Consider the following 12151-nt stretch of genomic DNA (forward strand, 5'->3'; position numbering starts at 1 on the left):
GACTTCTCTGTCCCGTTAATCAGGATTTTTAAATTTCACCTTGATCACGGTATTTCCCTTCAGTTCTTTGCCTTTTTTGACACTTTGGCTGGCAGCGTAACCTTCGCCGCTCACATCAATGTGAATGCCTGATACCTTGCTGAATTGAAGCACTTCCCGTCTCGACCATCCGGACATATCAGGCATTATCATCTTTCCGTCTGTTTTTAAGAAGATTTTCTGATTGGTAATCACATCTTCCCCGGCTTTCGGATACTGCTCTTTTACGGCAACATCACTGCCGATGACAATCGGTGTGAGATGTTCATTTTTCGCTTCCTTCTCAGCATTCGTAACCGTCTTGTCTGTCAGGTCAGGGATCTTTTGGCTTTTCGTTTCTTCCTGGCCGGAATCTGACTTTTCCGTCGGCTCGATGTTCAGATAATGCAAACTGTTTTTCATCGTCGGGTTAAAGATTTCCGCGACAGGATCGGAACTGCTTTGGCCGGCTTTTAATTGCGGCTGCTGCACGGCTACATAGATGACGAGCTTAGGATCATTTTTCGGTGCCATGCCCATGAATGAAAACACATAGTTGCTCGTTCCTTTTAAATATCCGCCCGTCCCCGCGATTTGCGCGGTTCCCGTTTTCCCCGCAACATCAAAACCTTCAATTTTATAAGGTTTTCCCGTTCCGATGTCTGACGTCACAACTTCTCCGAGCAGGTCCCGGACTTGTTTGGCCGTATCAGCCGAAATCGGCGTGCCTGCTTGTTCGGGCTTTGTCTGCTTGACGACTTTTTTCGTATCAGGGTCGACGATATGGTCAATGACGTAAGGCTTCATCATTTTGCCGTTATTGGCAATCGCCGTGACTGCCTGAAGCTGCTGAATCGGCGTTATCGCCGATGCTTGGCCGTAAGCCGTGGACGCTTTATCAAAATCATATTTGAAGTTAATTTTACTTGATACTTCACCGGGCAGATCAATCCCTGTTTTTTGATAGAGCCCGAATTTGTGCAGATACTCATTAAACCGGTCAAACCCGAGTTTTTTGTCTGCCAGTTTGGCGAAAGCAACATTTGACGACCTCATGAGGCCGTCATGGAAGCTTGTCATGCCCCAGCCGGCTCCATCGTTCCAATCTCGTACTGTTCCGCCGCCTACTTTATATGTTCCTGATTTATATTTCTCGTTTGCAGAAAACACGTTTTCCTGAATCGCCGCGGCAAGCGTAAAGATCTTCATCGTCGATCCCGGTTCATACGCGTACGACACTAAGTCGTTGTAATAATTGGTGACGTTTCTGAGATTCGGATCAAAACTCGGACGCTGCCCCATCGCAAGCACTTTGCCTGTTTTCGGTTCTACGACAGCCGCCATGATTTTTTTCGGTTTATACTTTTCCGCCACTTTCGTCATGCTGTCTTCTAAAAAGGTTTGAATTTTCTGATCAATGGTTAAATATACATTGTCACCGTTTTTAGGTGCGGTGATTTTTTCTTTGCTGTTCGGAAGTTTCCAGCCGGATTTATCACTTTCATACGTGACGGATCCGTCGCGTTCCGTCAGATAGCTGTTCAGTATTTTTTCCAGCCCTAAAGATCCTTGTATCTGGTTTGTTTTTTCATTTACATCGGCATAGCCGAGAACATTTGATAAAAACACACCGTTCGGATAGTAGCGCTTCGTATCTCTTAAGAAAGAAATACCTGGAAGCTTCATTTTTTCGATCTTTTGCTTTTTCGCATAAGAGATATCGCGGCCGGCTGAACCGAATTCCACCTGCTTCGCGCCATTCCTGTTTAAGATGTCCAGAATCTCGCTTTTGTCAAGTTTAATAACACTCGCAAGCTTTTCCGCTGTTTTCTCTTTATCCTTGACATACTGAGGCTTCATCTTTTTATCAAGTATGGCAATGAGCTTATAAGTCGCCGTGTCCTCAGCGAGCACTTTGCCGTTCCGGTCAAGAATGGAGCCGCGGCTCGCTTCTATCGTCCGCTTTTTTTCGTGCTGCTCGGTCGCTTTTGTTGCAAGTTCCACCCCGTTAGCTTTACCGGTTAATTGAATGTACGCCATTCTCCCGAGAATGACAAAGAAAAAGAGAGCGAAACAAATACTCAGTATCGCTGCTCCTCTGTTCATAAACTTATTTTTTTTAGGCATGGGTTATCATTCCTGTATGTTTTTCACTTTTTTATCTTTCAGGTTCAAACCGTGCTTTTTAGCGATATCCATCAATCGCTGCGGCTGGCTTAAATCACCCGCCGTTTTTTGGAGATCACCGATCTGCTTATTCTTCTCTGATACTTTCTCCTCCAGTTTTTGCACCTCAATATTGGATTGGTACGCCGCGTATGCCTTTGATACGATAAACATTGAAGTGGAGAGAACGGCAATGGCAAACAGGACGAGCAGCACCTTTTCCCCGAGTGTAATGGAAGCCCTTTTTTTGACAATCACCTTTTTTTCGGGACTTATCACTGGCCGTTGTTGTTTTTCCTGCTGGTAAGCTAAGTTGCTCATAGGCTGATGACCTCCTTTATGTTGTCATTTGCTGCCCGTTATTTTCGTTTCTCCGCAATGCGGAGCTTCGCTGAGCGGGCGCGGTTATTTTCTTCAAGCTCCTCTTTTGATGCCGTAATGGGTTTTCTCGTAATCAGTTTTAATTCCGGTTCAAATTCTTCCGGTATCACAGGAAGACCCGGAGGCAGTTCGGGAAGTGATGATTTTTCCTTGAATGTCGTCTTGCACATTCTGTCTTCCAGTGAGTGAAAAGTGATCACAGATACCCTTCCGCCCGGCTTCAGCATCTCTATCGCCTGCAAGAGAGCCTCTTCAAATACTTGAAGCTCATCGTTTACGGCGATTCGAATCGCCTGAAATACGCGTTTGGCCGGATGACCGCCGCTTCTTCTCGCCGGAGCCGGTATCGCGTCCTTTATTAGATCGACCAGTTGGCCGGTTGTTTGAATAGGCGATTTCTCTCTTGCCTCTTCAATTTTTCTGGCGATTTGCTTGCTGAATTTTTCTTCTCCGTATTTAAAGAAAATCCGCACAAGATCCTCATACCGCCATTCATTTACGACCTCTTTCGCCGTAAGGGCGGCCGACTGGTCCATCCTCATGTCCAGCGGTGCGTCATGATGATAGCTGAATCCCCGTTCCGGTGTATCAAGCTGCGGTGAGGATACTCCTAAATCAAATAAAATTCCGTCGACACTCGTAATGCCGTGTTCGTGTAAACATTCTTTTAAATAACGAAAGTTGCTTTTCACCAAAATGAGCTGTCCTTTGTACTCAGACAATGTTTGCTTTGCGTTTTCAAGCGCCGTGTCATCTTGGTCAAAGGCGATTAAACGCCCTTTTTCCGATAATTGCTGCAATAAATATGTACTGTGCCCGGCGCCTCCCAGGGTGCAGTCCACATAGGTTCCGTCCGGTTTGATATTTAAACCGTCGACGGTTTCACGTAGAAGTACTGTCTTATGCTGAAACATTTGTGTCGGTCCCACCTTTATCAGGAATGAATTGAATTGTCAGTTGCTGTGATGCACGAAGATCCATTATATATCAAATCCAATCATGTTTTCAGCAATTTCAGCGAATGAATCTTCTTGCTCTTCTGTGTATTGTTCCCAGATTACCTTACTCCACAATTCAATTCGATTGGAAACCCCGATGACAACACATTCTTTTTCCAGTTTTGCGTAATTCAGAAGAGATGACGCAATATTAACCCTTCCCTGCTTGTCCAGTTCGCATTCGGTCGCACCGGAAAAAAAGAAACGGGTAAATGCGCGGGCGTCTTTTTTGGTGAGCGGCAGCGCCTTCAGCTTTTCTTCGATCAGCTTCCATTCATTCATCGGGTAGCCGAAAAGACATTGGTCAAGTCCTCTTGTCAGCACAAACTGCTCACCGAGGCCTTCTCTGAATTTTGCGGGTACGATCATGCGGCCCTTTGCATCAATTGTATGCTGGTATTCACCCATAAACATGATAAGGACCCCCACTTTCTCCCCTAAACTCACCACTATCCGCCACTTCTCTCCACAACCTCATTTTACACTGTTTAAACATAAAAAAAAACCCTGAACTATTCAGGGTTCTTTAAAACTTTGTTTCAAAGTTTGACAATCTGATGTTGGTTTTGAAAAGAAAATGGCAGATGTTTGAAGGTTGTGAAGAATTTTGGACCGTAACGGTTCAAATAATACATTACATTCCAGATCCGTTCCTGCGGAGCGCCGAGCGGTCTGATGCTGTTTTGGATTCTTTCATAGTCACGAAGCACAAAACCTTCTTTTTCTTCAATTCTTTTTGTTACCGTCCGTTCTAGAAACAAGAGCTGATCTTGAATGAAGGCGGCATTCTTCTGTAAGAGCGGCTCAAGGCTTGAATCGACTTTAAGCGCTTCGTCCCTTGCTTTTTTATGGGCAGCTTCAATCTGCGACTTCGCCTGTTCCATCACAGAAGAAAATTCTTCAGGAATCTGCTCGTTAAAATAAGTCTCCTTCAGATGTCCGGTGCCGTGTTCGATCGCTTCCTGAAGCGGGATATTCCGTTCTGAAAGCTTCTTTTCAATATGGCGCTCAAGAATCGTAATGTTTAATCTCGGCACTACCGGAGTCATAGAAAAGCCCATTAATGAGAAAGCCTGCTTCAGCTCGCCCCAATAATTGACTTCCCCCGGCCCTGCGATAAACGCAAGAGTCGGGATGAGAAACTCCTGCATCAGCGGCCTTGTCACAACGTTATTGCTGAAACATTCCGGTTTTTCTTCCATATGAGTATGAAGTTCGTCGTCCGTCCACTCGAGGTCTAGCTCCTTAATGACAAAAACGCCATTTTCTTTTTCAATTAAGAAGCGCTCTCCCTCATACTCGTAAAATAAGTTGGCCTGTTCTTTGTCCGACTCAATAATCGGGTGATAACCGGCTTCCCGCATAAGACGCTGCTGATTTGACACTGCTTCGGCAAGTTCATTATTGTGCTTTAAAATCTGCTGAAACATTACCGTTTCCAGCTTTTTAATCCCGGGATCTCCGGAATTCATCAGAATAAGTCCTTCTTCTTGAAACAAGCCGGCAATTAACAGTTCGAAAAAGTCCGTAAATGTCTCTGATGAGCGTAAACATCGCTTCACATTTTGAAGGAGTGCGTTTGTGTGATCCGTTTCCTCAAAAGAAGCGAACACTTCATCAATCCACGCCGCACATTTTTCCTGATCAAGAGAGGTATTGGCCGCCGATGTTTTTTTCCAGTAAGACTGCGGCAGCTTCTGTTTCACCGGGCCTTTTTTCTCTGTTGACGTATGCACATAATTGATTTCTTCCAGATCGTGATCTTCACCCGCCACCCAGAAAATCGGAACGACAGGAATCCGGAGCGCCTCTTCCTGCTGTCTGGCAAGTACGATAATGGAGATAATCTTATGTATGGTGTAAAGGGGTCCTGTTAAAAGACCGGCCTGCTGTCCGCCTACAACTGCTGCGCTTTTTGGATCTCTCAGTTTTTTGATGGAGGCCTGCATGGCGGCGGAGTTAAATTTTTCGTGATACGAGGATAGGTAATCGGCTAATTCCTCTCTGGCAAACGGCCTTGAAGACAGGTCATGAAGCCGCTTTTGCCATACATCCTCAGAATGAATATCATAATCAAAAAATGAAGACATGTTTTCTCCATCTATATAGTGCTGCACAAACGTATTTTGACTTTTGATGGAAAGTTCAGTTAGCTGCATCTGTCTGGAACTTCCTTTCTCCAATAAATAGTTAGGTTTCCGAAATGAGTATAGCATGTTACCGGAAAACCTCAAAAGACTTTGTTTCAGTTTCTTTCTAACGCTTTTATGCTGCGGTATAAAAACGGGAGATGAACGGCCGGCAATCCCCGGCTCTCCGCTTCTTTCACAAGGTAGCCGATAATCGCATCGGCCTCCGTCCGTCTTCCCGCCAAGATATCGACAAGCATGGAAGAATGATTTTTTTCCGTCCGGCTGCAAACGTCGCAAACCCTGTTCCACGCTTCCTCTCTATCCGTGAGTCCAAGAATTGTCTCCGCTTCTTCAAACACGTTTCTCATATATTTTTTGTAAGCGGCATTTGTTAACAGCTCTCCGTTTTTCACGCGCAGCAATGCAGTTAACGGGTTGATGCATACATTTATGATCAGTTTTCCCGTTAACAGCTGATACCAGTCGTTTTCATCATATACGGGAAAATCCCGGTGCATGCCGGAAAAGATGTTGATGAGCGTTTCCGGCCGGGATGCGCGGAATACACTCCATCTTACGGCACCGGTCCCAGTATGTTCAACGGCATGATCTGATATCCTTTTTGCCCCGTGCTCAACCGTGCCGGCATAAAGCGAATGATCTGTATGCCAATCTTTGATGTCGTGTATGTGTCCCATGCCGTTTTGCAAAAACAACACATTCGTCCCTTTTATTGTCTTAAGATCCGGCAAAACATCGCTGAGCTGGTGCTGTTTAACAGCTGCGATTAAGAGATCGAATCCGGAAGTGATGCCAGTTTGCGCTCTGCATGACGCCGTAAATTCTTTTCCGTCTTTCACCAGCCGTATACCGCCTGAGTTAATCGCATCAGCCTGCTCCGTCCGCCGCGTGATGACCGTTACCTGATGGCGGGACGATAAGTAGTAAGCACATAAAAGGCCCACCGCTCCGCCGCCGATAATTCCGATTTTCACACTTTCACACCCTATATCTGCTTTTTTCCATATTATCATAGCAGAAGCCGCCGCAAATTACTTCAATTTCGTTTTGAACAAAATGACAGACGAACATATTATAGTTGGAATTTTCAATTAAAGCGTTTACAATAATAAGTAGAACACAACAAAGGGGGAGTTTGTGTTGAAAATAGAGCGCCTGCTCATCAACTTTAAGACACTCGAAGAATTTAAAAGGTTTAAAGAATACGGGATGCAGGAGCTGTCCATGCTTGAAGATCTGCAGGATAATATCATTGAAAATGACAGCACCTCGCCTTTTTACGGGATTTACTTCGGGGATAAACTAGTGGCGAGAATGAGTTTATATCAGGTAAGCGGAAGCACGAATCCGTATTTTGATCAGCGTCAGGACTTTTTGGAACTATGGAAGCTTGAGGTTCTTCCTGGCTATCAAAACAACGGATACGGCAAAGCGCTTGTCGATTTTGCAAAATCCTTCAGAATGCCGATCAGGACGAATTCACGCATGAAATCAGCAGAATTCTGGGATAAGATGAATTTCGAGCCCGTTAAATATGATATGGCGCGTGACAAAGGAGAAAACCCTTACATCTGGCATCCTGATATGGACGGTGAAATGACATCCGGGGAAACGGCATAATAAAAAACCGGCCGGGACAACGCCCTCAGGCCGGTTGATTTTACAGGCTCTGCGCCGATTTTCTTTCATCATCTTTCAAATTGACCATCCTTCTCGCCCTGTCCATAATATCAATTAACGCTTTGTAATCTTCTTCCGTCATCTCCAGCTTGTTTCTCAGGCTTTCGTTTTCCTCACGCAGATCCTCGACTTCTTTTTGCAGCGCGGTCAGCTGTTCTGTGAGTTTTTCTTTTTCATGACGCACATCCGCTGCGGCCGGCGACTCTTTAAATTGCTGCAGAAACAAAATCACATCATCAATGGACAGCTCTTTTTCTCCTTCCGCCCTGCGGATCGGGGGCTGCTTGACGGTTCCCGGCAGATTGGCGGAATGCACCCCGATTTGCTTTCTTAATTCCTTCCGCTGTTTTTTCGCCAGTTCTATCCCTGACTGATATTGTTTCCTAACATAAGAGTTCCATCTGAAGCCGCAGGCGGCAGCCGTTCTCGTCAGCGCTCTGCCGACTTCTTCAAAAGCGGAAAGCTGGGTCCCGCCTTCCCGTATGTGCCTGAGCACCACCTCGGCCAGCAGCAAATCTTCATCTTGCGTCCACGCATCTTGTCTCGTAATCGTCAATCGTATCTCCCTCCATATTTGCTCATTTACCTCATACATATGCCGCTGATAGATTAGATAGACTATTGGCGCTCACAATTTTTTCGGCGGCAGCAGGCCGGAGGGAGAAAAAAAGAAAAGCGCAGGAACCGAAATTCCCGCGCTTTTCTTCATACATTAATTGCTTTTTACATTTATGTCTTTGCCGTTGTATGATCCGCATGCTTTACATACACGGTGAGACAATTTCATCTCTCCGCATGACGGGCATTCTGTCATACCAGGTACATTTAGTTTGAAATGTGTACGGCGCAATCTTTTTTTCATTTTAGAAGTTCTTCTAAAAGGTACAGCCATTATTCCCACCTCCTTAAAGAGTTAAGATTCATCATCTTGTGTTAAGAGCTTTTTCAGATCCGCAAGTCTGGGGTCGATCTGATTTTTCTTCTCTTCCTCAGAAATCACTTGCCAATCCTTTCCCACTTGGGGAGCGGCCCCTTCTTTTTGTTCAGTTTCACAAAAGATTTGCATAGGAATTTCTAAAAGAATCTCTTCTTTTACGATCGGAGTCAAGTCGACGGTATCGTCTTCAGCAATATGAACGTCCTCATCTTCTATATCATCCGTCTTATGAAATCTAAACAGTTCTTTTGTCGCGATTGTAAATGGATACGGCACATCAACTAAAGTTCTTGAGCACGGCAAAACCATTTCGCCTGAAATCGTAAAGTCAAACGAAACCTGCTTGGATTCAATCTCCGCGCGGCCCTTCACCCGGACGGGAGAAATGCGTCGGATATCAGAATTCAATTTTGTCAGCTCATTCAACTCAACTGTTTCATCAAATTCAAAGCTCTTTTTCGCCATTTGATGAAGCTGATAAATCGTCCATTTCATTTGTATCACCTCAGGAAAGCAACAAACATGATTATAGCTTTTCAGAATGTTTTTGTCAATATTTTTTCTTTACAGCATAATGCCGCCGTCATGCAATCGTTGACAGCCGGATAGGCTAATCATACACTAAACGAAACGGACGAAAATATGCACTTCATTTGCAAATGTACCATACGAAGCAAAACATAGCAAGAAAGGCGGAACAAATATGAAAGCAGTCGGCCTGGTTGTTGAATATAATCCCTTTCATAACGGACACCGCTATCATGCGGAACAAGCAAAAATCAAGACAGACAGCAGCGTCGCGGCGGCGGTGATGAGCGGCCCTTTTTTGCAGCGCGGGGAACCGGCCGCCGTCTCAAAGTGGGCCCGGACAAAAATGGCGCTGGAAAACGGCGTGGATATCGTCATTGAGCTCCCTTATATGTATGCCGTACAAAAAGCGGAATTATTCGCGCGCGGCAGTATTTCGCTTCTTCACCAATTAGGATGCAGCAGCTTATTTTTCGGCAGTGAAAACGGACGGATTGACCCCTTTATTGAAGCCGCTGAAGCGTTCAGCCGAAAGGAATCTGACTGCAGCCAGATTCTGAAAGAGGAGCTGAAAAAGGGGCTCAGCTATCCGGCCGCCGCCTCAAAAGCTTTTTCACACATATTCAAAGGACAGGACATGCTTGATTTGTCTAAGCCGAATAATATTCTCGGTTTTCACTATGTCAAAGCAATACATGCCTCCGGTTCCGCCATGAAGCCTTATACGACAGCCAGGGTCGCTTCCGGGTATCATGACGCCGAGCTTCCCGGGGATGACAGCCGGATAGCCAGCGCCACAAGCATCAGAAAAGCGCTGATAGAAGAGGGAACGGAGGCCGCAAAGAGCTTTCTCCCGGAAGCGTCTGTGCGCGAGCTGGACGCATACAGAAACTCATACGGATTATGGCATAGCACGGAAGACTATTTTTCATATATAAAATACAGTCTCAGCACTCTGTCTGCTGAAGAATTAAGCCGAATCTATGAAGTGGAAGAAGGCCTTGAGCACAGAATTCTGCGCACCATCAGACAAGCCCGCTCCTACCAGGAAATGATGGAACTATTGAAAACAAAACGATACACGTGGACGAGGCTGCAGCGGATGAATACGCACATTCTGACACGAACGAAGAAAGAAGACATGCACCGGCTTTTAAATCCTGCAAGCGCACCTTATATCCGTCTTCTCGGAATGACGAAAAAAGGACAGGCATACCTGTCGGCAAAGAAAAAAGAGCTTACCGCGCCGCTCGTCAGCAAGCTCTCCTCTTTCTCCCATCCCGCTCTGGATCTGGACATATCGGCGGGACGGGTTTACAGCCTGCCGATAAAAGAACCTGAACGCACATGGTTTGAGAAACAGGAATTTTCACAAGCGCCGATCCGCTATGATGAAGACGAAAAACGTTTTTTGAATGCGTAAAAAAAGCACCTGACTGTATCAGGTGCTTTTTACTTTCAGCTTATCCAAATAATCAAGTGCGTCCTGCATGGTGTCGACCGGAACGATCTTCATATCGGACTTGATAGCTTTTGCCGTTTTTACCGCATTTTTATAATCAGAGTTTTCAGCACCGTTTTGGTTCGGCGCAAAGAAAATATCTTTCCCCGCTTTGTCTGCGGCGACGACTTTCTGATCGATTCCGCCGATCGGCCCGACTTTGCCGTCAACGTCGATTGTTCCCGTTCCGGCTATATTGTAGCCTTTTGTTTCGTCAGGTTTTGTCAGCTGGTTGTAAATTTCTAAAGACATCATGAGACCTGCAGAAGGCCCGCCGATGTTTTCAATGCTGAAATGTAGATCGGGCTTCACTTTCACGTTCCGGTCCGTATATAACGCGACACCGATACCCGCTCTTTTCGGGTCATCCGGGAATGATTTCAACCCAATGTCAACGGTCTTTTCTTTCGTGTCCCGTTCAATGTGAAACGTGACTTTCTCCCCCGCTTTTTTGCTGCTGATATAATCAATCAGCTTTTCAGCGGATTCGTATTTTTTTCCGTCCGCGCTGATGATTTTATCACCGACCTCTATTTTTCCTTTTGCCGGCATGCCGGAAACGACTGAGCTGGCGTAAATGCCGTTAAATGAGTATTTTACCTGTTTGCCGGCTTTTTGATAAGCGGCAATGACCGCGTTTTCTTGAGAGCTTTTCATCATCTGCAGCTGGCGCTTCATATAGTCTGAATCTGTTTCGCCCTCTTCTTTTATGCTTTCATCCGGGACGATTTCATCGTAAGGATGCACTTTCGCCCAAAGATATGTATACGGATTGGCTGGGCCTACTTTGACAGTCATCAAGGAAAGGCTTCCTTTTTCAGGATATCCTCCGTCCACCTTAATCAGCGGCCTCAGCTCTGATGCTTCTCCCGGCTGTGTGATGTAAAACGGAAGCTTAATAAATGTAACAGCGATTAATAAGATCAGGATGATAAACACCCAGCGAAAATGTTTTGCTTTCATATGAGTTAGCCCTCCCAGTTCTCTATTTCTTGTTTAATCCGGCCGATCATGCGGTCTGCGGCTTCTTCGCCCGCTGTGATCATATGATCAATGTTGGCAAAAGAGCTTGAACTGAATGATTCAAGAGAAGGGCGGATCATGACGTCTGCGGCAATGGTCTGGTGACGGACCAATTCATTTTGCAGTATATCCATACTTTGCATGATTACATCAAAAATATGTGCCGCTTTTTCCGTTTTTTTCACCCGCGATACGTCAGAGGCGATAACGATATCAGCACCCATATCTTTTACGGCGGAAACCGGGATTCTGTCGACTACCGCGCCGTCCACCAACATGCGCCCGTTCATTTTTTGCGGGACGAAAACGCCGGGTATGCTGATGCTCGCGCGGACGGCTTCGGATACGGAGCCTTTTGTAAAAACGAGTTTTTCTCCGGTCTGGAGGTCGCATGCCACGATGCCGAGCGGGATCCGCAGTTCTTCTATCGGCTTGCCGTACGTATACGCATGTACGAGCTGCCTGATGCGGTCCCCTTTCAAAAATCCGAGACGCGGCATCGTATAATCCGCATACAGCCGCCGCTTAAATGCTTTGGCGACTTTTTTCATCGTGGCCACGTCATGCCCGGCCGCATAAAAGCTTCCGACTAACGCTCCCATGCTGCTGCCGGCAATCATATCAATTGGAATCTGATGCTTATGTAAACTGGATAACACTCCGAGGTGGGCAATGCCTCTTGCCCCTCCCGAACCTAACGCTAACCCGATTGTAGGTTTGGCCAACGCGACGAACCCCCTATAGACATCCTATACATGAATTCTAT

General features: G+C 45.9%; 13 protein-coding genes. 2 read left to right on the forward strand and 11 right to left on the reverse strand.

All coding sequences use genetic code 11. From position 1 onward, the window contains the following. Window positions 1–15 precede the first annotated feature (15 nt). From pbpB to Y79_RS0102155, 6 genes are all read right to left on the reverse strand, one after another. Entirely contained in the window at window positions 16–2145 is a 2130-nt protein-coding gene (pbpB, locus tag Y79_RS0102130) for a penicillin-binding protein 2B (protein ID WP_016936211.1), read from the reverse strand. 6 nt (window positions 2146–2151) lie between these two features. Next, on the reverse strand, window positions 2152–2505 hold the full coding sequence (ftsL, locus tag Y79_RS0102135) for a cell division protein FtsL (protein ID WP_016936212.1): 354 nt from the start codon (window positions 2503–2505) through the stop codon (window positions 2152–2154). 38 nt (window positions 2506–2543) lie between these two features. After that, the gene (rsmH, locus tag Y79_RS0102140) at window positions 2544–3479 is read right to left on the reverse strand and encodes a 16S rRNA (cytosine(1402)-N(4))-methyltransferase RsmH (protein ID WP_016936213.1); all 936 of its coding nucleotides are present in this window, start codon (window positions 3477–3479) and stop codon (window positions 2544–2546) included. A 66-nt stretch (window positions 3480–3545) separates the two neighbouring features. Further along, window positions 3546–3977, reverse strand: coding sequence for a division/cell wall cluster transcriptional repressor MraZ (gene mraZ / locus Y79_RS0102145; RefSeq protein ID WP_013352164.1), 432 nt, complete (start codon window positions 3975–3977; stop codon window positions 3546–3548). A 125-nt stretch (window positions 3978–4102) separates the two neighbouring features. Beyond that, window positions 4103–5722: a bacillithiol biosynthesis cysteine-adding enzyme BshC gene (bshC, locus tag Y79_RS0102150; RefSeq protein WP_016936214.1), complete on the reverse strand. Its 1620-nt coding sequence runs from the start codon at window positions 5720–5722 to the stop codon at window positions 4103–4105. 86 nt (window positions 5723–5808) lie between these two features. Next, complete coding sequence (locus tag Y79_RS0102155; RefSeq protein ID WP_029575209.1) at window positions 5809–6690, reverse strand: 2-dehydropantoate 2-reductase; 882 nt, start codon at window positions 6688–6690, stop codon at window positions 5809–5811. A gap of 163 nt (window positions 6691–6853) precedes the next feature. Between Y79_RS0102155 and Y79_RS0102160 the strand changes: the two genes are divergently transcribed. Continuing rightward, window positions 6854–7336, forward strand: a complete 483-nt coding sequence (locus Y79_RS0102160; protein WP_016936216.1) for an N-acetyltransferase — start codon at window positions 6854–6856, stop codon at window positions 7334–7336. A 40-nt stretch (window positions 7337–7376) separates the two neighbouring features. Here Y79_RS0102160 and gerR read toward each other — a convergent pair whose 3' ends face one another. The 3 genes from gerR to Y79_RS0102180 form a co-directional block, all read right to left on the reverse strand. Then, window positions 7377–7952, reverse strand: coding sequence for a sporulation-specific transcriptional regulator GerR (gerR, locus tag Y79_RS0102165; protein WP_016936217.1), 576 nt, complete (start codon window positions 7950–7952; stop codon window positions 7377–7379). 156 nt (window positions 7953–8108) lie between these two features. Next, window positions 8109–8288: a 50S ribosomal protein L32 gene (gene rpmF, locus Y79_RS1000000120540; RefSeq protein WP_003154457.1), complete on the reverse strand. Its 180-nt coding sequence runs from the start codon at window positions 8286–8288 to the stop codon at window positions 8109–8111. Window positions 8289–8309: 21 nt separating this feature from the next. Further along, on the reverse strand, window positions 8310–8828 hold the full coding sequence (locus tag Y79_RS0102180; RefSeq protein WP_016936218.1) for a YceD family protein: 519 nt from the start codon (window positions 8826–8828) through the stop codon (window positions 8310–8312). A 208-nt stretch (window positions 8829–9036) separates the two neighbouring features. Here Y79_RS0102180 and Y79_RS0102190 point away from each other — a divergent pair, with 208 nt between their 5' ends. Continuing rightward, window positions 9037–10284: a nucleotidyltransferase gene (locus tag Y79_RS0102190; protein WP_016936219.1), complete on the forward strand. Its 1248-nt coding sequence runs from the start codon at window positions 9037–9039 to the stop codon at window positions 10282–10284. Between the two features lie 18 nt (window positions 10285–10302). Here the strand turns inward: Y79_RS0102190 and Y79_RS0102195 are convergent, their stop codons facing one another. Together Y79_RS0102195 and Y79_RS0102200 are read right to left on the reverse strand one after the other, a co-directional pair. Further along, a complete protein-coding gene (locus Y79_RS0102195; protein WP_016936220.1) occupies window positions 10303–11325 on the reverse strand; it encodes a SepM family pheromone-processing serine protease in 1023 nt (340 codons plus the stop codon). Window positions 11326–11330: 5 nt separating this feature from the next. Continuing rightward, entirely contained in the window at window positions 11331–12110 is a 780-nt protein-coding gene (locus tag Y79_RS0102200; protein ID WP_014304961.1) for a patatin family protein, read from the reverse strand. Window positions 12111–12151 lie beyond the last annotated feature (41 nt).

The sequence above is a fragment of the Bacillus siamensis KCTC 13613 genome (genome assembly GCF_000262045.1).
In the GTDB taxonomy this organism is placed as follows: Bacteria; Bacillota; Bacilli; order Bacillales; family Bacillaceae; genus Bacillus; species Bacillus siamensis.